The organism is Aeromonas sp. R7-5 (assembly GCF_040908015.1).
Taxonomy (GTDB): domain Bacteria; phylum Pseudomonadota; class Gammaproteobacteria; order Enterobacterales; family Aeromonadaceae; genus Aeromonas; species Aeromonas caviae.
The window spans coordinates 1-19,111 of sequence record NZ_JBFOCZ010000006.1 but is presented as its reverse complement, the minus strand read 5'-3'; the positions used below and the strand labels follow the sequence as shown (position 1 = coordinate 19,111).

The 19,111-nt window shown below is 62.1% G+C and carries 22 protein-coding genes; 13 read left to right on the top strand and 9 right to left on the bottom strand.

The window, feature by feature from the left end; translation table 11 throughout:
- The first annotated feature begins 6 nt into the window (after window positions 1-6).
- Window positions 7-1,170, top strand: coding sequence for a heme biosynthesis HemY N-terminal domain-containing protein (locus AB5Y53_RS00965; protein WP_069785406.1), 1,164 nt, complete (start codon window positions 7-9; stop codon window positions 1,168-1,170).
- Window positions 1,171-1,338: 168 nt separating this feature from the next.
- On the opposite strand, the gene AB5Y53_RS00960 is transcribed toward AB5Y53_RS00965, so the two are convergent.
- Both AB5Y53_RS00960 and glpX read right to left on the bottom strand, forming a co-directional pair.
- Window positions 1,339-1,590, bottom strand: coding sequence for a YkgJ family cysteine cluster protein (locus AB5Y53_RS00960; RefSeq protein WP_010675884.1), 252 nt, complete (start codon window positions 1,588-1,590; stop codon window positions 1,339-1,341).
- A 141-nt stretch (window positions 1,591-1,731) separates the two neighbouring features.
- On the bottom strand, window positions 1,732-2,742 hold the full coding sequence (glpX, locus tag AB5Y53_RS00955; RefSeq protein ID WP_043757022.1) for a class II fructose-bisphosphatase: 1,011 nt from the start codon (window positions 2,740-2,742) through the stop codon (window positions 1,732-1,734).
- Between the two features lie 218 nt (window positions 2,743-2,960).
- On the opposite strand from glpX, the gene AB5Y53_RS00950 reads away from it, so the two are divergent.
- Window positions 2,961-4,019 carry a porin gene (locus tag AB5Y53_RS00950; protein ID WP_029313567.1) on the top strand — a complete coding sequence of 353 codons (1,059 nt, stop codon included), beginning with the start codon at window positions 2,961-2,963 and terminating at the stop codon, window positions 4,017-4,019.
- An 82-nt stretch (window positions 4,020-4,101) separates the two neighbouring features.
- On the opposite strand, the gene AB5Y53_RS00945 is transcribed toward AB5Y53_RS00950, so the two are convergent.
- On the bottom strand, window positions 4,102-4,581 hold the full coding sequence (locus AB5Y53_RS00945) for a GNAT family N-acetyltransferase (protein WP_319900645.1): 480 nt from the start codon (window positions 4,579-4,581) through the stop codon (window positions 4,102-4,104).
- 272 nt (window positions 4,582-4,853) lie between these two features.
- Between AB5Y53_RS00945 and AB5Y53_RS00940 the strand changes: the two genes are divergently transcribed.
- From AB5Y53_RS00940 to AB5Y53_RS00930, 3 genes are all read left to right on the top strand, one after another.
- Entirely contained in the window at window positions 4,854-6,896 is a 2,043-nt protein-coding gene (locus AB5Y53_RS00940) for a TonB-dependent siderophore receptor (protein ID WP_319900646.1), read from the top strand.
- Between the two features lie 65 nt (window positions 6,897-6,961).
- Window positions 6,962-7,582, top strand: coding sequence for a PepSY-associated TM helix domain-containing protein (locus AB5Y53_RS00935; RefSeq protein WP_069652288.1), 621 nt, complete (start codon window positions 6,962-6,964; stop codon window positions 7,580-7,582).
- Window positions 7,583-7,758: 176 nt separating this feature from the next.
- The gene (locus AB5Y53_RS00930; protein WP_045523012.1) at window positions 7,759-8,796 is read left to right on the top strand and encodes an acyltransferase; all 1,038 of its coding nucleotides are present in this window, start codon (window positions 7,759-7,761) and stop codon (window positions 8,794-8,796) included.
- Here the strand turns inward: AB5Y53_RS00930 and AB5Y53_RS00925 are convergent.
- The gene (locus AB5Y53_RS00925) at window positions 8,768-9,124 is read right to left on the bottom strand and encodes a helix-turn-helix domain-containing protein (RefSeq protein ID WP_042015355.1); all 357 of its coding nucleotides are present in this window, start codon (window positions 9,122-9,124) and stop codon (window positions 8,768-8,770) included. The genes AB5Y53_RS00930 and AB5Y53_RS00925 overlap by 29 nt on opposite strands.
- A 121-nt stretch (window positions 9,125-9,245) precedes the next feature.
- Here AB5Y53_RS00925 and AB5Y53_RS00920 point away from each other — a divergent pair, with 121 nt between their 5' ends.
- On the top strand, window positions 9,246-9,551 hold the full coding sequence (locus AB5Y53_RS00920; protein ID WP_039040460.1) for a monooxygenase: 306 nt from the start codon (window positions 9,246-9,248) through the stop codon (window positions 9,549-9,551).
- Here AB5Y53_RS00920 and AB5Y53_RS00915 read toward each other — a convergent pair.
- Both AB5Y53_RS00915 and AB5Y53_RS00910 read right to left on the bottom strand, forming a co-directional pair.
- Entirely contained in the window at window positions 9,532-10,062 is a 531-nt protein-coding gene (locus AB5Y53_RS00915; protein WP_368180971.1) for a GNAT family N-acetyltransferase, read from the bottom strand. The genes AB5Y53_RS00920 and AB5Y53_RS00915 overlap by 20 nt on opposite strands.
- A 45-nt stretch (window positions 10,063-10,107) precedes the next feature.
- Window positions 10,108-10,722, bottom strand: a complete 615-nt coding sequence (locus AB5Y53_RS00910; RefSeq protein ID WP_042864545.1) for an outer membrane beta-barrel protein — start codon at window positions 10,720-10,722, stop codon at window positions 10,108-10,110.
- Window positions 10,723-10,923: 201 nt separating this feature from the next.
- Between AB5Y53_RS00910 and AB5Y53_RS00905 the strand changes: the two genes are divergently transcribed.
- The gene (locus AB5Y53_RS00905) at window positions 10,924-11,562 is read left to right on the top strand and encodes an exopolysaccharide biosynthesis protein (RefSeq protein WP_010672675.1); all 639 of its coding nucleotides are present in this window, start codon (window positions 10,924-10,926) and stop codon (window positions 11,560-11,562) included.
- Window positions 11,563-11,625: 63 nt separating this feature from the next.
- Here AB5Y53_RS00905 and AB5Y53_RS00900 read toward each other — a convergent pair whose 3' ends face one another.
- Complete coding sequence (locus tag AB5Y53_RS00900) at window positions 11,626-12,516, bottom strand: sensor domain-containing diguanylate cyclase (protein WP_041214332.1); 891 nt, start codon at window positions 12,514-12,516, stop codon at window positions 11,626-11,628.
- Between the two features lie 327 nt (window positions 12,517-12,843).
- Entirely contained in the window at window positions 12,844-13,428 is a 585-nt protein-coding gene (locus AB5Y53_RS00895; protein ID WP_010672673.1) for a hypothetical protein, read from the bottom strand.
- A gap of 223 nt (window positions 13,429-13,651) precedes the next feature.
- Between AB5Y53_RS00895 and AB5Y53_RS00890 the strand changes: the two genes are divergently transcribed.
- The 6 genes from AB5Y53_RS00890 (at window position 13,652) to AB5Y53_RS00865 (ending at window position 17,329) form a co-directional block, all read left to right on the top strand.
- Complete coding sequence (locus tag AB5Y53_RS00890) at window positions 13,652-14,284, top strand: Vat family streptogramin A O-acetyltransferase (RefSeq protein WP_323928756.1); 633 nt, start codon at window positions 13,652-13,654, stop codon at window positions 14,282-14,284.
- 123 nt (window positions 14,285-14,407) lie between these two features.
- Window positions 14,408-14,839, top strand: a complete 432-nt coding sequence (locus tag AB5Y53_RS00885; RefSeq protein ID WP_041997343.1) for a GNAT family N-acetyltransferase — start codon at window positions 14,408-14,410, stop codon at window positions 14,837-14,839.
- 166 nt (window positions 14,840-15,005) lie between these two features.
- Window positions 15,006-15,434 carry a GNAT family N-acetyltransferase gene (locus tag AB5Y53_RS00880; protein ID WP_368180970.1) on the top strand — a complete coding sequence of 143 codons (429 nt, stop codon included), beginning with the start codon at window positions 15,006-15,008 and terminating at the stop codon, window positions 15,432-15,434.
- Window positions 15,431-15,976: a GNAT family N-acetyltransferase gene (locus AB5Y53_RS00875; RefSeq protein ID WP_368180969.1), complete on the top strand. Its 546-nt coding sequence runs from the start codon at window positions 15,431-15,433 to the stop codon at window positions 15,974-15,976. Before AB5Y53_RS00880 ends, AB5Y53_RS00875 begins: the two co-directional genes overlap by 4 nt.
- A gap of 295 nt (window positions 15,977-16,271) precedes the next feature.
- Complete coding sequence (locus tag AB5Y53_RS00870) at window positions 16,272-16,649, top strand: hypothetical protein (RefSeq protein ID WP_368180968.1); 378 nt, start codon at window positions 16,272-16,274, stop codon at window positions 16,647-16,649.
- Complete coding sequence (locus AB5Y53_RS00865; protein ID WP_368180967.1) at window positions 16,646-17,329, top strand: hypothetical protein; 684 nt, start codon at window positions 16,646-16,648, stop codon at window positions 17,327-17,329. The genes AB5Y53_RS00870 and AB5Y53_RS00865 overlap by 4 nt, the downstream gene beginning before the upstream one ends.
- Before the next feature lie 618 nt (window positions 17,330-17,947).
- Here AB5Y53_RS00865 and thiH read toward each other — a convergent pair.
- On the bottom strand, window positions 17,948-19,018 hold the full coding sequence (gene thiH / locus AB5Y53_RS00860) for a 2-iminoacetate synthase ThiH (protein ID WP_368181060.1): 1,071 nt from the start codon (window positions 19,016-19,018) through the stop codon (window positions 17,948-17,950).
- Window positions 19,019-19,111 lie beyond the last annotated feature (93 nt).

Genomic DNA, 19,111 nt, shown 5'->3' with positions numbered 1-19,111 from the left:
GAGACCATGATTCGTCTGATCGTCATAGTCGCCGTGATGGTGGCGGGCCTCATCTTCGGGCCCGAAGCCTCCGGCAACAAGGGCTATGTACTCATCTCGCTGGGCAACTACACGGTGGAATCCTCGGTCACCAGCGCGGTGATCCTGGCGGTGCTGTTCTACGGCGCCCTGCTCATCGTGGAATGGGTGCTGGCCCGCCTGTTCGGCCTGCGTCGCAAGACCCAGGGCTGGTTCGGTTCCCGCCGCCGCCGCAAGGCCAACCTGCAAACCGTCAATGCCACCCTGGCCATGGCCGAGGGGCACTACAACCAGGCCGAAAAGCTGCTGATCAAAGGGGCCGACAACAGCGACACCCCGCTGCTCAACTACCTGAGCGCCGCCCGGGTGGCCCAGGCCCGGGGCGATGATGTGCGCCGGGATCACTACCTGCAGAAAGCTCAGGAAGAGAACCCCAAGGCAGAGCTGGCACTGACCCTGATCCAGACCCAGTTGCAGATTGAGCAGGGCCAGTACGACAGCGCCCTCGGTCGCCTCGAGTCCATCTATGCCCTCAACCCGCGCCACCCCATGGTGCTGGATCAGCTGCGTCAGGTGTATCTGGCCCGTGAAGACTGGGCGGCCCTCATCGATCTCGCCCCTGCCCTGCGCAAGGTGGGCAAGCTGACCGCCCAGCAGGAAGAGACCCTGCTGCACCAGGCGTGGTGCGGTCGTCTGGAGGCCGCCAGCGGCTCCCTCGACACCCTGCGCACGGTCTGGCAGGGACTGCCCCGCAAACAGCGCCAGGATCCCGTGTTGCTGGCCAGTTACGGGGATCGCCTGCGCCGATTGGGGGCCGATGCCGAAGCCGCCGATCTCTGGCTGGAGGCCCTGCGCAAGGATCCCTCCCCCGAGCTGTTCGCCCGCCTGCCCAAGCTCAAACTGGACGACTACCAGCCCATGCTGACCCTGCTCAGAAAGATCCAGGATCAGCCTGGCGCCGAAGCCGCGCTGGCCCGGGTCTGCCTGCTGGCCGGTCAGCTGGACGACGCCCAGCGCCTGCTGGAGCAGGAAGTGGCGAAGGCGCCGGATGCCGCCCTCTACCACGCCCTCGGCCAGGTGATGGACAAGCGCCGCCTGACCAACAAGGCCAACGAGTACTACCGCCAGGCATTGCAGCTGGCCGACGTCTGACGCCAGTTCGTCACGAAACAGGAAGAGGCCGCAATTGCGGCCTCTTTTTATTGGTATTGTTTATTGCCATTGTTCCGAATGGCGGCTCTCTTCTCCCCTTGCGGGAGAAGGGGGCGGGGACGAGGAGGACAAGCAGACACCCTTTCCCCGAGGGAGAGGGTCAAGGGTTCAGGCGGTCAGCCGCTCCAGCTCGCCGATAAGCCAGATGGCCTCCTGGCGATGGGAGCCGCACACGTCCGCCATGGGGCGAAAGCCGCCGCACACCGCCGGGCGCTCCGGCTGGCCGAAGATCTTGCACCCCAGGTGCGCATCGAGCTGCACACAGGGCACACCGGCGGGCTTGCCGTCCGGCATGCCAGGAATGGCACTGCTGATGCTGGGGGCGATGCAGCAGGCACCGCATCCCTGACGACATTCCATGTGATTTTTCCTCTGTGGGGCACCGCAGTGTAGCAAGGAGTCCGGTTTCTCCTAAGCCTTATCCCTGCCCGGGCACCCTGGCGCCCTGCAGAGCGCAAAAAGCCCGGCAGTGCCGGGCTTTTTGCTGCGGGAGTCAGCACATCACAGGATGATGTCGCGTACCACGCTGTCCTTGCGATCCAGGAAGTGGATCGACTTGATGCGACGGATGGTGCGCGATTTACCGCGGATCAGCAGGGTCTCGGTGGTCGCCATGACGCCGTCGCTGGTGATCCCTTCCAGCAGATCACCCTTGGTGATGCCGGTGGCCGAGAAGATGACGTTGTCATTCTTGGCCAGATCTTCGAGCTTGAGCACCTTGTTGACGTCGATGCCCAGCTCCTCGCAGCGCGCGATCTCCTGTTCACCCAGGGCGCGAACCTCTGGGCTGTCACCCTTGACCTGGTGGCGGGGGATCAGGCGAGCCTGCATGTCGCCGTCCAGGGCGCGGATCACCGCGGCGGAGATCACCCCTTCCGGTGCGCCACCGATGCCGTAGAGCATGTCCACTTCGCTGTCCGGCAGACAGGTGAGGATGGAGGCGGCCACGTCACCGTCGGGGATGGCGAACACCCGCACCCCCAGGCCTTGCATCTCCTTGATCGCCTTGTCATGACGCGGCTTGGCCAGGGTGATGACGGTCAGACGGGAGAGGGGCTTGCCGAGCGCCTTGGCCACGGCCTTGAGGTTCAGCTCCAGGGCCTGATCGAGATCGATGGCGCCTCTCGCCTTGGGGCCCACGATCAGCTTTTCCATGTACATGTCGGGGGCCTTGAGGAAGGATCCCTTGTCGCCCACCGCCAGCACGGCCAGGGCATTGGCCTGACCCATGGCGGTCATGCGGGTCCCTTCGATGGGGTCGACCGCGATGTCCACGGCGTCGCCCTGACCCGTGCCCACCTTCTCGCCGATGTAAAGCATGGGGGCTTCGTCGATCTCCCCTTCGCCGATCACAATCTCGCCATCGATCTGGATCTGATTGAGGATGTGGCGCATGGCCGCCACGGCCGCGCCATCGGCGATATTCTTGTCACCACGTCCGAGCCACTTGTAGCCAGCCAGTGCAGCCGCTTCCGTCACTCGGGAAAATTCGATTGCCAGTTCACGTCTCATCGCATATCCAACCTTAGGAGCTCGAAAACGGGCGGCATTCTACCACAAGGGCAAACCTTTGCGCGTAAAAGTGGCAACCAGCCACATAAATCCCGGTTTTCATCCCGCTGACATGGAACCGACACGGTTTGTTCATTGCACGGTCACCCGACTGTCATCTGTCACTTCTAGCATGGCCCCGTCTTTTAAAACAAAAGCTTGCAACACAAGGGATCATGATGAAAAAGCTGACAGTAGTAGCATTGGCTCTTACCGCCGCCTTCCAGGCTCAAGCCGTCGAAGTGTACAAAAACGAGAGCACCCTGCTCGACCTCTACGGCCGCATCTACGCCGGCCAGTTCTTCGGCGAGAAGAAAGAGCTGGACGCCAACGGTGACATCAAGAACGAATACAGCGACAAGCAGGGGGCCAACCAGTTTGTCCGTCTGGGCGCCAAGGTAGAGAGCGAGATCAACCCGGGTCTCAAGGCGCTGGCCCAGTACGAACTGCAGATGTACATCAACGACAGCGAGAAGACCGTCAGCGAGAACTCCGACAACCTGCGTACCCGTCTGGCGTTCGCCGGTGTCGGCGCCAACTGGGGAACCGTCACCTTCGGTCGCCAGAAGGGGGCTCCTGGCTTCCTGGCGGACTGGACTGATGTCTCTCTCTCCGACGGTTACGGCAACGAGGCTCTGGGCGCCAAGACCGACACCTTCGCCACCAACCGCGCCGGCTCCGTGCTGAAGTACTCCGGCCTGTTCAACGGTTTCCAGGTCGATACCAGCTACAAGTTCGATGGCGGTGACACCGAAGAGACCTCCAGCAAGGACAGCGATGCCGCCTACGGTGCCGCCGTGGCCTACACTTTCCCGTTCAACCTCTCCCTGGGGACCGCCTACAACGTGGGCATCCGCGACAAGAGCGGTGAAGAGGATGCCAAGCTGTGGCTGCTCTCCGCCAAGTACGACAACAAGGCCCTCTACGCCGCCCTGAGCTATGCCGACGGCAGCGACTTCCTGGCCACCGGCAAGGATCACACCGGCTGGGAAGGGGCACTGGGTTACAACTTCGAGAGCGGCTTCGGCCTGATGGCCCTGTGGAACAAGCAGAAGGTGGAGCAGGCTGGCAAGTCTGACTACGACTCCATCGACTACTACACCCTGGGTGCCCAGTACAAGTTCAACAAGAACCTGCGCGTCATCGGCGAGTACCGCATCAACAACCTCGACAGCCATGACAGCGGCAAGCTCAACACCAAGGATGACTTCCAGCTGGCGGCCCGCTACGACTTCTAAGTCGGCAACCACCTGACGACACGGCGCGCAGAGCACTCTGCGCGCCGTTTTTCATTTGGGATGATCGCGTTGTCACTGAGGCTCAGAGCTTCTTCTGCCAGAACATGGCCCGGCCCACCTCAGGATCGAGCTCATAACCCGCAAAGCCGCTGGCACGATAGGCAGCCTGGGCCACCTTGTTCCCCTCCAGCACCTCCAGGGTCAGCTTGCAGCAACCGAGCTCCCGGGCGAGCCGCTCCGCCTCCGCCAACAGCTGCTTGCCGATGCCCTGGCCGCGATGGGCAGGGTGCACCGCCACGTCGTGGATATTGAGCAGCGGCTGACAGGCGAAGGTCGAGAAGCCCTCGAAGCAGGTGGCAACGCCAGCGGGCTCCCCATCGATCCAGGCCAGCAGCACATGGGCACCGGGTCGCGCGGCCAGGGCGTCGGCCAGATTCGCCTTCACCTCGTCCGCCAGCGCACTGCCGCCCCCCATCTCGTCCCTGGCGTATTCATCCAGCATCGCGATCAGCGCCTCGCCGTGGCGAGGGTTGTGCAGATCCGCCCTGATGATCTCGACCATGTTTCTCTCCCTGTGTGTGCCGGATGGTGCGCCAAGGCGCGAGGCCACCATGGTAGCGTCCCCTCCGAACCGAACCAAGGTTCCCCCGGCCTTTTCCCCGAGATTCCAGCCCCCTCAGTGCCTGCCCGCCAATGATCTCTTTTTCTTGCATCTTCTCCTTGCAAGGCAAATGAAAATCAATATCATTAGCAACCTCTCGCGATGAGAGAAATCAATAATTACAAATAAATCAACAAGTTCAGGCCGATTGGTCGACAAAGAGTCACACCCAGATGAACCATTCCACCCCCCCGCGCGCCTTGCTGGGCGTCGCCTTGCTGGCGGTTTGCACCAGCCCCCGTGCCGAAGACGAAACCCTGACCGTGGTCGGCAAACGCAGCCAACATGAAGAGGTCGCCACCGCGACCCGCACCGCCACACCGGCCAAGCTGGTGCCCCAGAGCATCGAGAGCGTCAAGGCAAGCGAGCTGACCGCCTTCGGCCAGCCCACCCTGAGTGAAGCCCTGACCGGCATCCCTGGCGTCAACGCCAGCGGCGACACCCGTTTTGACGGCGTCACCATCCGCGGTTTCAGCGCCAGCAACGACTTCTACCTCGACGGCCTGCGCGACGACATGCAATACACCCGCGACCTTGGCAACATCGAGCGGGTCGAAGTGCTCAAGGGCCCCGCCGCCGTGCTCTACGGCCGTGGCAGCACCGGCGGCATCGTCAACCGGGTCAGCAAGGTTCCCCAGAAGGGGCAGGCCTCCAGCGTCAGCGCCCAGGTCGGCAGCTTCGACAGCCGACGCTTCGCCGCCGACCTCAACGGCGAGGCAGGAGAGCGGGTACAGGTGCGCCTGAACCTGGCCCAGGAAGACAAAGACAGCTTTCGCGACGACGTGACCAGCAAGCGCACCCTGCTGGCCCCCTCCGTCAACTGGGAGATCACCGACACCCTGAACTGGCTGGTGCAATATGAGCGCAACGAGCACGATCGCACCCCGGATCGCGGCATTCCCGGCGTCGATGGTCGCCCGGCGGATGTCCCCATCGAGAGCGTCTACAGCGACACCCGCCGCGACTTCATCGACGATGTGGCCCAGTCCACCCGCTCCCGCTTCACCTGGGACATCAACGATCAGTGGCAACTGCGCCAGCAGCTCGGCTACACCACCCTCGACAGCCAGTTCGACAATACCTATGTCACCAGCGTCAAGGGTGACAAGGTGACCCGCGCCCGCTGGCAGCAGGATCTCAAGGCCAGCAGCCTCACCAGCAACACCGAGGCGGAAGGCCAGCTGCAAACCGGCCCCATCGCCCATCGTCTGCTGGTGGGCCTGGAGCAAGGCTGGCAGGATCGCACCCCCAAGCTCTACCAGAACGCCAACCCGATCCCGGCAGGCAACCTCTATGATCCGGGCTCCCTGCCCACCTACGACGGCGCCATGAAACTCTCCAGCGACGCCCATCACAGGGTGCGCGGTGTCGGCCTCTATGTGCAGGATCAGCTCAGCCTGGGCGACTGGCACCTGCTGGCAGGCCTGCGCCGCGACGACTTCACCGTCACCAGCCGCCGCAACGACCTCGACAAGGAAGAGACCCTCTCGGTCACCAGCCTGAGTCCGCGCCTGGGCCTGGTGTGGAACCCCATCGAGGAGCATGCCTTCTACACCTCCTACAGCAAGACCTTCACCCCGGTGGGCGGTGAGCTTATCGGCATCACCCCGGGGGACAAGAACAACAACCTGGATCCCCAGCACACCCGGCTCTATGAAGGGGGCGTGAAGAGCGACTGGCTGAACGGCCGCCTCGCCACCACCCTCTCCCTCTACCGGCTGGAGATGTACAACAAACGCAGCAAGGATCCGCTGGATCCCACTAAGGTGATCCTCACCGGTCTGCAGCGCACCGACGGCATCGAGCTGAGCGCCCGTGCCCAGCTGACCGACGAGATCTATCTGCGCGGCGGCGTCGCCATCCAGGATGCCGAGCAGGTCAAGGCTGATGCGGACCTGCAAGGCAAGCGGCCGATGAACGTCTCCCGCCAGAACGGCCAGCTGTTCGCCGGCTACCAGAGCGGCAAGCAGGGCTGGTTCGGCGAGACCGGGATGACGGCGGTGGGGGATCGCTTCGCCGACAACGCCAACACCACCACCTTGCCCGGTTACGCCCGCTTCGACGCCCGTGCCGGCTACCGCTGGCCCCAGTGGGAAGCCCAGCTGAGCGTGGAGAACCTGACCGATCACGACTACTTCGTCAGCGCCACCAGCGCGGCCCAGATCATGCCGGGCACGCCCCGTCAGCTGCACCTGACCGCCGCCTACCGCTTCTGATCCTCCCTGTTTACCGACCCCTCTGGCCAGCGTTCGCTGGCCAGATTGTTATGAAGCACCGAACGATGACACGCAGAAAACTCCCCCTGCACAACAACAAGTGGGTGCGCCGCATCCACGCCTGGGCCGGCTTTGCCACCCTCACCCTGATGCTGCTCTACGGCCTCACCGGCCTCTGGCTGCAACACAGGGCCGTGCTGCCCCTGCCCGGTCCCCACACCGCCAAATCGAGCGAAGAGATAGTACTGAGCACGCCGCTGGCCAGCCCGGATGAATTGAAAGCCCTGCTGCAACAGCGTTATGCAGACATGTTCGAGGAGGGGCGACCCCAGATCACCCCGCCCCAGACCCTGCCCACACCATCCGGCGCCCTCACCCTGCCGGCCCGCTGGGAGCTGCGCGGCGTCACCCTCAGCCAGAGCGTGGCCGCCAGCTATGTGGAAGGCACTCTGCTGGTGCGCACCGAGCTGCAGCAGGCAAACTTCGCTGCCAGCCTCAACCGGCTGCACCGTGGCATGGGCACCGGCCTGCCCTGGCAACTGGTGGGAGATCTGGCGGCCCTGGCCATGCTGCTGCTGGCCCTCACCAGCCTGCTGATGTGGAACAAGCTGCACGGCCCCGCCGGTCGCGGCATCACCCTGCTGCTGCTGGGCGCCCTGGTCACCGTGCTGGTGGCCCTGCTCTAGCCCTTTTACCGACACCAAAACGGGATCCCGCTCCCGGCGGCGGTAACCTTGCCCGCACCTCGGGTAACAAAGGGTAACCGGCCGCCGATGGGGGTCACAGTTGACGACCAGGCGGCTGGATAGGGAACGCCTGCGGCTGATAGGGTGCGCCCAGCTCCCGAACGCCACGAGGAATCATGCGCATCTCCAGCATCGAATGCGGGCGAGTGGTGGCCATCCTGGCCGTGATGACCATCCATCTCTCCCCTTTCAGCAACCCCTTCGACCCCGCCCTGTGGGACGGCACGCCCTACCCTCTGGTCGGGGCCGTCATCAACCAGCTCTGCCGCTTCGCGGTGCCGCTGTTCTTCCTGTGCGCCGGTTACTTCTTGCAACCCGCCCTCGCCGCGGGCCACCCGCTGACGGTCGCACTGCGTTACTGCCGACCCCTGCTGGGGCTCTGGCTGGCGTGGAGCCTCCTCTACGTGCTGATACCCTTCAACCCGCTCGCGGCGGTGAGCGAGGGCTACCTACCCGCCATGGCGGGCCAGTGGCAGATGCAGCTCGGGGATCATCTCAACGTCTGGTGGGTGGGCGGCATGATCCACCTCTGGTTCCTGCCCGCCCTGATGGTGGCGGTGCTGATCCTGGGGCTCTGCCAGCAGGTCCGCCTGCCGAGGCTGGCCCTGCTGCTGGGGGCCCTGCTCTACGCCCTGGCCCTGATAGGCGGCTCTTATGGCCCGCTGCTGCCGGGGGGCGAGTGGGCCCTGCTGACCCGCAACGGCCCCTTCTTCTCCCTGCTGTTCGTGGCGCTTGGCGCCGAGCTGCGCCTGCGTGCCTGGCAGCCGGACGCCAGGCGCTGCGCCCTGATGATGATGGCGGGGATGGGGCTCTACGCCCTGGAGGCCGCAGGGCTGCTGCGCGTTGCCGCCGTCCCCCTCGCTCGTCACGATTTCCTGCTGGGTTCGCTCCCCTGGGCGCTGGGGCTGTTCGGCCTGCTGCTGGCCAACCCGGCATGGGGCAAAGGCAGCTGGCTGGAGCGCCAGGCCCCCAAGGTGCTCGGCCTCTACTGTCTGCACATGATGCTGGTGGTGTGGCTGATGATCTTCGGCCCCCAGGGCAAACAGGTGTGGTGGGAACTCCTCAAGGTACCCGCGCTGCTGGCGCTCACTCTGCTCGGCTACCGACTGCTGGCGGCCACCGCCCTCAGCCGCTGGTTGCTGCGGGCTCGCTAGAAACAGGACCCTGACCAGCCAGCAGATCAACGTGGTTCAGCGCAAAATCGTGCATCTGCTGGAGCAGGGGGATCAGGGCGACGCCAAGCGGGCTCAGGCTGTACTCCACCCTGGGCGGTACGTCGGGGTAGAGGGTGCGAATGATGACACCGTCGCTCTCCAGCTCCTTGAGCTGGGCGGTGAGCACCTTCTGGCTCACCTCGGGCAGGCAGCGGCGCAAGTCGCCAAAGCGCAGGGTCTGTTCGCGCAGATGAAACAGAATGGCCGGCTTCCATTTGCCGGTCAGCAGGCGCAATACCTGATAGGCGGGACAGGGCAGTGAGGGCACGGTATGGCTCGCGAGTGGTTACTTTGCGGTAACTATGCCACGAAAATGTGCCTTCTTGCAGCCAAGATGCCGGCTTCCTATGATGCGGATTCCGTCAATCAACGCCCACGAGAGGTTTATCATGCCCAGCCTGCTGCAGATCCATTTCAACTTCCCCGCCGAGATGATGGGACCGGCCCTCACTGCTGCGGCCATGCCGCTGGCCGACTCCATCACCCGGGAGCCGGGCTTCATCTCCAAGATCTGGACCGAGAACCCGCGCACCGGCGAGGCAGGCGGCATCTATCTGTTCGAGGATGAGGGGAGCGCCCTCGCCTACGCCACCATGCACGAGCAGCGGGTGCTCGCCATGGGCGCCAGCGCGGTGCAGTACAAGGTGTTCGACGTCAACGAGCCCCTCAGCCGCGTCACGCGCGGTCTGGTGTGATCTCCTCGCCCAGCAGCAACCGGTAGCAAGTATCCTGCTGCCAGATGAAGCCCAGCCGCTCAAATAGCCGCTGGCTGGGCAGATTGTCCGGTTCGATATCCGCAAGCAGGGTGACGATGCCAAGCTGGCGGGCATAGGCGATCAGGGCGCTCAGCGCCTCCCCCATCAGACCTTGTCCCCAGTGGCTGCGGGCCAGCATGCAGCCCACCTCCGCCTGGCGCAGGCTGGCGCCGGCCGCAAAGCTGTGCAAGCCGCAGGTGCCCACCAGGCGGCCGCTGCCGCGTAACACCAGCCCCCACTCCAGCGACTCGCCGCCAGCCAGCAACCGCTCGACGCTAACCAGCATCTGCGACACGGTGGCAAGGGAGGCAAACGGCGGTTCCCCGACGAAGCGCATCACCAGGGGATCCCCGTAGATGGCGAAGAGATCGGCAGCATCCCGCGCATCGAAGGGGCGCAGTCGCCCCCTTGGGGTCAGCAGTACGGGCAGTTCACGGGGCAGGGATGGCACGGAGTCGTATCGCCTTGTCTGGTCAAAGGAGTCCCATCATGAGGCTCAGAACCTCAGGGTCAAGCCGATATTGGCCTGCCACTGGGTGATCAGCTCCCCTCGCACCCGAAAGGCGCAGATCTCGGGGTTGCAGAGAAACTGGCTGTCGTCGTTGACCAGGGCACCATAACCGCGCACCTCGGCCCGCACAGCCAGATGTTCGGTCAGGCGCGGCTGCACCCCGAGGGCCAGGGACATGGAAGGGGCCGTCTCGCTGTCGTAGGCATCGAAGCGGGTGACCCCGATCCCGGCGCCGATATAGGGGGCCATCAGGTTGTCCGAGAGAGTCAGGGCCCCGGCAAACTGCAGGGTGTCCACCGTCAGCCTGTCGGGCAGTTCGGGGGACACCCGGGTCGACTGGTGGCTGTAGAGCAGCTCCACCATGCCGGGGTCATCCACCTCCCTGCTGATGAAGAGCCCCCAGCTGCCGGAGCGCTCCCCTTGCAGGGTGTCGATGTCGCTCCCGTGCGGCGTGGGAGCCGGCTCGTCCATGGCCCGAAAGTCGATGGCCGAGCTGTATCCCGCAAAGGGAGTCAGCTGCCAGCCCGTCGCCGGGGGCTCGGCTGCCCAGCCCGCCAGGGGCAGCAGCAGCCCAGGCACCATCCCCATCGCTCCTCTCATGTGCTCATCCTTTGGTGAAAAGACCTGCGCAAAGCATATCAGAGCGCCCGTCTCCCACACTGGACGGGGGCTGTACCAGCCCCATTGCCCCGCTCCCGATGGAAAAATCTGTGCTCCCCGGGGTTATTCATCCGGGATTAACCTCGCCCCCGTAAGCTGGCGGCGCCACAGCGGTGGCATCAACAGACGAGGATCTCAGGAATGGTTGCCGCGCAACTCAACGACCCCCAAAGCACGCTCTCCGATACCCTGAGGGCCACCGCCCACGCCATCGAGGAGAGCCACATCAGCTTGCGCCAGATGCTGGCCCTGGTGGGCGAGCAGGGCATGCTGCTGTTTTGCGTGCTGCTCACGGTTCCCTTCCTGCTGCCGGTTTCCATTCCCGGCGTCAGCACCCCCTTTGGCCTGCTGATCCTCTTCATCGGCATCGGCATCACCCTCAACCGGGTGCCCTGGCTGCCCGCCTTCCTGATGGAGCGCCGCTTCGCCGCCGAGCACCTCAAGCCGACCCTGCACAAGGGGGCGGATCTGCTGGCCCGCATCGACCGCTTCATCCGCCCGCGCCTGCTCATCCTGACCGGCAGCGTGACCATCAACCGCTGCAACGGCCTGCTCATCATGCTGGCCGCCCTGCTGCTGATGCTGCCGCTGGGCGCCATTCCCTTCACCAACGCCATGCCCGCCTGGGCCATCCTGCTGCTGGCCATCGGCATGTTGCAGCGGGACGGACTCTTCGTCGCCCTCGGCTATGCCCTGGTCGCCGCTACCCTGGTCTGGTTCAGCGCCCTGGCCATCGGCCTGCTGATGGCGGGACAGAATATCTCGACCCTGTTCGGCTGATCTGACCCGGCCAAATGAAAGAGGGCGACCCCGGGTCGCCCTCTTTCCTGTTCACTGCGCCCCTCAGGGCGCCCCATCGTGGGCCACCCGGTTGCGCCCGCCCCGCTTGGCCCGATAGAGCCACTCGTCCGCCCGGGCCAGCACGGTGCCAAGATCCTCTCCCGGCCGGATCAGGGTGGTGCCCAGGCTCACGGTCACCGGGGCGGGATCCGGCGCCATGGCCGCCACTGCGGCGCGGATCCGCTCCGCCACCTTCAGCAATATCCCCTCGTCTATCTGCGGCAGCAGGATCAGAAACTCCTCGCCACCGCTGCGCACGAAGAGATCCTCCCCCCGCAACTGGGCAGAGACGCACTCGCAGACCCGGCACAGGACCTTGTCACCGGTCTGGTGGCCGAAGCGATCGTTGATCTGCTTGAAGTGATCGAGATCCAGCATGATGAGGCCGGTGAGATGCTGCCCCTGCACCTTATGGTGATACTGGTCGAAGAAGAAGTGGCGGTTGTAGAGGCCGGTGAGCTGATCCGTCTCCCCGAGCCGCTTGAGCCGCTGTTGCAGCTCGTGCTGGCGGGTGATGCTGCGGGTCATCCAGGCCACCGCCCGCTTCCCCTCATATAAAGAGGGTAAGGGCGCTATCTTGCCCTCGAAACGCTGCATTCCCTGGGGCCCGGCGTCGGCGTCGATGCCGTCCACCTCGGCGGGGGAGAGGTCATACTCCACCACCTGCACCTGGCCGCTGGCGAGGGCCTGAGCCACCTGCGCCATCACCCACTGCGCCTTGTCCTCGGGCAACACGTCCAGCAGTTGTCTGCCGATCAGCGGGTTGCCGTTCTGGTAGGACTGCTGCTCCATCCCGCCGATGTACTCGATGTAGTAGCCATCTTCGCTGAGGATGAAAACGGGATCCGGCAACTGGGCCATCACTTCGTAGAGTTGTGCCACTGAGAGCGCCATCCGAGCTCCTTGCTATCCGTGGGAGTGGGTCCCTGTACTCCTGTTATACAAGACTCATGGAGTATCGCACAGGGGCAGAAAGCTGCCTGCCGGGCGGGAAGGATGCGGTCGGTGACGTGCTCACCGGACAAGCCTCCGGCAAAGTGAATGGTAGCAATCGGGGATGCTGTCAGAACCAGAGCTGTCAGACAGTCAGGAAGGTTTTTTGCCTTCAGGCAGTGCGACATGCCAACCCCTGTGACACCAGGGGCGCCATAGGGGTATTCCCGCCCCCGGACAAGGGGGGCAAGGCCGGATCCCGGTCAAGAGGGATCCGGCGAGCCGGCATCAGCGGGCAGCGGATCGACTGGCGTTCCAGAGCAGTTCGCCGCTCTTGAGATCCATCAGGCTCATGGCGAGCCGGTAGCGGCCCCCTTCAGAGAGGAGATCCCCGTAGAGCATGTAACCCGCCCCGGTCTGGCGACCCAGACGCACCAGGGAGGCGGGGTTCATGCCCCCCTGCTGGTATTCGAGCTGACCCGTGATGGCCGCCACCTGGCCCGGGTCTGCGAAACGAAAGCCGCTATTGGCCTGAATGCGCTGGATCATGGCCACCGCCAGGGGCTGAGTGCTGAAGGGCTCACCTGTGCCGTTCTGGGGCGCCATCAGCAGCAGTACCGGGCTGCTGCCCGCCAGTGCCTGCACATCGGCGGCCTTCAGGAAGTCATCGGCCAGGGCAACCGCCAGCCCCGTCGGTGCCACGGGTTTGGGAGCAGGCACCGGCTCGGCCTTGTCAGGCTCGGCCACGGGTTTCTCTGGTTTGGTCACCGGCTTGTCCGGCTCGCCGACCGGCGCAGGCGTCCCCCCATAGGGATTGACCGCACATCCGCCCAGCAGCAGGGCACCCACCATCAACAAGGAACGCAGCTTCATCTTTTCTCTCCGCCAGAAGTGTGCAAGGCGCACTTCGTCCATCATCCATTTTGACGGAGCCAGACTCCGCCGCCCCTCCATGCTAGAGACAAACCCGCCCCGGGTCGATGCGCACATGGGCAGGGGGCGACAGAGACTGGCGAAGCGGAGGGCACAAAAGGGTGGCAAGGCTCCACCCGATTCCGTTAGGGTAGCCAGAGCCCAGACCCCAGAGGAGCCCCCCATGCACGGACCCGATCCCGCCAACCCCCACCCCATGAACGGCTTCCCCCAGGTGTGCTTTATCAAGAACACCATCAAGGGACCCAATATCGAGGTGGGTGACTACACCTATTACGACGACCCGGAGGATGCGGCGGGCTTCGAGCGCAACGTCCTCTACCACTTTCCCTTCATCGGCGACAAGCTCATCATCGGCAAGTTCTGCGCCATCGCCCGCGGGGTCAAGTTCATCATGAACGGTGCCAACCACCAGACCTCCGGCTTCTCCACCTACCCCTTCTTTATCTTCGGCAACGGCTGGGAGAGCGCCGCCCCTGCCCCGGGCAGCCTCCCCTACAAGGGCGATACCGTCATCGGCAACGATGTCTGGATAGGCTATGACGCCCTGCTTATGCCAGGGGTCAAAGTCGGCAACGGCGCCATCATCGCCGCCCGCTCAGTGGTCACCACGGACGTGCCCGACTACGCCGTGGTCGGCGGCAACCCCGCCAAGGTGATCCGCTATCGCTTCGACGACGACACCATCGCCCGTTTGGGCGCCCTCGCCTGGTGGGACTGGCCGGTGGAGCGGATCAGCCGGAATTTGAACTTGATCGGCGGCGGGGAAATGGACGAGTTGGAGAGGGCGGAGTGATGGCTGCCCACCTGAAGGCATCGGGAGAACCTCCCCCTACAGCCCTGGAGAGCACGGATCCATCACCAGATCAGTGCGTTACATGGGAAGTTAAAACAATCAGGTCCCACTGGAGTTATCAACATGACCACACCCGCTTTCACTGTCGTCCACTCAACACCGCCCGTCGAAACCTATCGCTATCTTCGAACCGCAGCCGGGCTCAGCCCAAAGACGCTTGAAGCCGCAGAGCGTGGTCTGCCCAATACGCTGTTTGCCGTCCAGGTGTTTTGCGGCCAGACCGCCATCGGCATGGGCCGCATCATCGGAGATGGCGGGACATTTTATCAAGTGGTTGATATTGCAGTGCTGCCTGAATATCAGGGTCAAGGGGTAGGCAAAAAGATCATGACGGAGATCGCCGACTATATCGCCCGCGAGGTACCGGAGTCAGGCTATGTCAGCTTGCTGGCTGATGGGGAGGCGTACCGACTCTATCAACAATTCGGTTTCTCGCTCACGGCGCCTGCCAGTCTTGGTATGGGGCTTAAGCGGATTGCCGCCGAAAAGTCCTGACCAATCATTCACCTCCATACCCAGGACAGCCATGTTGGGATATCCCCCTTCTTGTCTGCCTGGTGAAACAGGTCAGCCCGCACAGGCGGCACTGAACAGCCGCGGGCAGATGCCGCGCTGGAAGCGGCAACCCCATAGAGACAACCACCATCAAGCAGGAAGCACTATGCAATTAACCAGACCACAGCCCCCTCAGGACGATGAGATCGAAGCGCTGAGAGATGGCCTCTCCGGCTACAACGTAAGCCAGGCCGGCCCTCAACTGTACGAGCTTAGGCGCGAGCGGATCGCCAGCTTTATCAAGGATGAAGAGGGCAAGGTACACGGCGGCATCATCGCCGACATCAAGTGGGGCTGGCTGCATGTCGACTGGCTCTGGATCGATGAAAGCATCCGCCGCGATGGCTGGGGCGGCCGCCTGCTCGGCGCCATGGAGCAATACGCCCAAAGCAAGGGCATCACCAACTACCATCTGGAAACCACCAGTTTTCAGGCCCTCCCCTTCTACCAGAAGCAGGGTTACGAGGTCTTTGGCCAGCTGCCCGATATGCCGCCGGGGCATATCAGTTACTTTCTGAAAAAGCAGGACAAGTGACGACACTCCCGCGCCTTGCCAACGCCAATATCGTGATCCGCCCGTTCGAATCTGGCGATGCCGACGAGTTTGTCCGCGCAGCCCACGAATCCATCGAGACAGTCGGCAGCTGGATCAGCTGGTGCTCCCGTTCATTTACTCGGGACAGCGCACTGGAGTGGTTTGCCAACTGCGAGCAGGAGCGCGCGGCAGGACGCGCCTTTGACATGGGCATTTTCTGCGCCACCACCGGCCAGCTCTTGGGTGGCGCAGGTATCAACCAACTGTCGCCCCATCATCGCTACGGCAATATCGGTTACTGGGTACGCCAATCCCACCAAGGCTGCGGCATCGCCCGACAGGCGGTCGCCCTGCTCCGCGACTTTGGTTTTCAACAGCTGGGTCTATTTCGGCTAGAGATCGTGATGGGGGTTGGCAACAGTGCCAGCGAAGCTGTTGCTATTGCCGCCGGGGCAACCTTTGAGTGCCGGGCAAGGGACAGCATCTTTCTTTATGGTCAGCCTATTGATGCACATATCTATGCCCTTGGTCCCGCAGGCTGACCTCTGTAGCACGACGTATCCTACAGACTGATTTGACGTGAACGAGCGACGGTCATGGCAAGTTATCTCTTATGGCTGTCTCTTCAGCCAAGCAGACCACGCTGCGCCCCTGTCAAAATGGTGGGTGTCCCAGTATTGGCCTCGCTCATATGGGGGGATGGCTAAGGGTGCAGGCAGCTCACATTCTCTGATTCAAATACTTCATATAAGCCACTGACAGCTGTACACTAGCCCACATGTTACGATTGGCTTTTCAATAAATTCTCGTGATTTTTTATCTTATAGGGCTTTACGGATGGGTTATGTAGAAGTAGGTTTGCCTTTGCTGCTACTAGTTCTCGCTTTCACTTTGAAGTTATTTGTAGAACGATCTACGACCGCTCCAGTTTTGGTCCAATCGTTACTTGAACTTCCTGTTGATATAATTTTCCTTGCAATGTCTTTTGTAACAGCCTTTATCTTAGGGGCGACAGGAAAGGCCGCCGAAGGACTGTTAACTTTTATTGTTTATGTAGTGGTGGCTATATTGCTTGTCGCTTTATCGAGAAAAAGTATTACTAACTTCGAAAAAGACTCATATTATAAAGCTGGCTTTTTATCTTTTTTAAATTATGCGATGGCACTTTCTTGCGTCATATACTCAATATCCCTGTTAAAGGAGATTTCGGCATGACTTTCGAGATTTTGAGTCTTCTTAGCAGCCTCCTTTTAGCGATGGTCTCAGTTGTTGTTGCGCTTATTTATTACAAATCGAGTAAAGATCGCCAGTACAATGAGGAAAGGAATAGAGTTGAGCTCCATGCCCTAAGAGACTCTTACGAATCAAAGGTGTACGACTTAATGAGCCGCTTAATCTCTAATGAGTCCAGATGGAAAGATGTAAATCACCTTGTTGTCTCAGCCCAGAAAAATAATATAAGCTCAAAGAATAGCTCATTTCTTTCCATAAATGGAGTATCAGACAACCTTACTGTAGACAAAAATTTGGTATTTGTACTCACACCATATCATGAGAGTTTTAGCAGTACTTACGACGAAATTAAAAAAACGTGCCAATCAGTAGGTTTGATTGCAAAGCGTGGCGATGAGGAGCATATTTCTGGTGATATACTCTCCCATACTTTAAAGCTCATGAGCACTGCGCGCCTTATAATAGCTAACATTGACGGGCGTAACCCTAATGTGTTTTATGAACTAGGCATTGCTCATGCTTTAAATAAGGATGTCATTATTATATCAAGCTCTCTTGAAGACATTCCTGTTGACATAAAGTCGAACAGAATTGTTATGCATGGTAAAAACCATCCATTAGAATCAATGTTAAAAGACGCGATAACTAAAGCTCTCGTATAGATATACAGAACAAACAGTTTATAGAAATTCGTCTCGTACGCTGGAATTCGTAATCCCTGCACCTATCTGATGTGGGGTATGGTTGGTTGTCTTTTGATAATCCCTCAGGTCAGCACTGTCTAGAGTGCTTGGCACGGTATTGGTTCCCCCTCCAATCCGCCGAGGGGACGGGGCAAGGTCAGGAGCGCCATCAGGGATGATGGCGCAGCCGCAGCCGGCACAGGGATGTGCCGTCTGCGGCGGTCCGTCCGACCTTGTTCCTGACCCGAGGGAAACCGCGTAGCGGTCGGATTGGCGGGGGAGAAGACCTTTGGTGCATTTTTTGAAAAGAGCGGGTCTTTCCAAAGTCACTCGCCCATGCCCGAAGGGCGGGCGAAACCCCTTCGAGGCCAGCGGCCTCGCGTCCTGCACGGCAAAGCCGTGCCATCGACTATCCCCCGGACGATTACGCCTGACGGCTCATCGACCCTACGATGGCAATGAAACATCGCATCAAGACCCCTCCCCAGCCCTCCCCTTCGCAGGGGAGGGAGCCAAAGGGTCGCCACCAGCAAGGTGTGTGGCCAAACACCGCCCAACCATGCCGGATGCCACCGACAAAGAGGGGCGTGGCCACCCCTATCGGCCCAAAAACGGTTCCCAGTCCTTGAACACCGGCTGCAACCCCGCCTGTCGCACGGCGGCGGCCACTTCCCCCACCGGGCGGTCGTCGTGGATGGCGAACTGCTCCAGCTCCTCTTTATCCCCCTCGGCATAGCCACCCGGCTGGGTGCGCGACTCGGCGGACATCTGGGTGATGCCAAGACGCACCGCGCCGTTGCGAAAGGTGGCTGACTCTCGGGTGGAGAGGGACAAATCCAGCGTGGGCGAGAAGAGGCGCCAGGCACAGATAAGCTGGGCCAGCTGGCGATCCGACATGATGACGGCAGGCTCCAGCCCACCGGTGCAGGGGCGCAGGCGCGGGAACGAAAGTGAATAGCGGCTCTGCCAGTGGTGGCGCTCAAGCCAGGCGAGGTGCTCGGCGACAAAGTAGCTGTCGGCGCGCCAGTCCGATGAGAGACCGATGAGCGCCCCCAGCCCGATTTTATCGATCCCGGCGCGGCCCAGCCGATCCGGCGTGGCGAGGCGCCATGCGATGTCCCGCTTGTTGCCGCGCAGGTGGTGGCGGGCGTAGGTGGGAGCGTGGTAGGTCTCCTGATAGACCATGACCGAATCGAGGCCGAGGGTCTTGAGCTCGGCGTATTCATCCTGCGAGAGGGGCTGCACCTCCATCCCCACCGTGCTGAAGTGGCGGCGAATGATGGGCATCACTTCGCGAAAATAGGCGAGCCCCACCTTGTGCTCGTGCTCGCCGGTCACCAGCAGCACGCTGTCAAAACCGCGCGCCTTGATGGCCAGACACTCGCGCTCTATCTCCTCTGCATTCAGGGTCTTGCGCTTGAGGCGATTGCTCATGGAGAAGCCGCAGTAGGTGCAGTCGTTGGCGCACAGGTTCGACAGATAGAGGGGCACATAGAAGCCGATGGTGTTGCCAAAGCGCTGGCGGGTCAGGCGCTCGGCCTCGGCTGCCATCTGCGGCAAATACGCCTCGGCGGCCGGGGAGATCAGCGCCATAAAATCGCTCAGGGTGCGGCGGGAGGTAGTCAGCGCCCGCTCTACATCGGCGGCGGTCTTGGCGCGGATCTGCATGCCGATATCGTCCCACTCCAGCTCCTGCCATCTATCGAGAAAACTCTCCGACTTTCTCTCAACCCCCTCCCGGCCTCCCCCTTCACAAGGGGG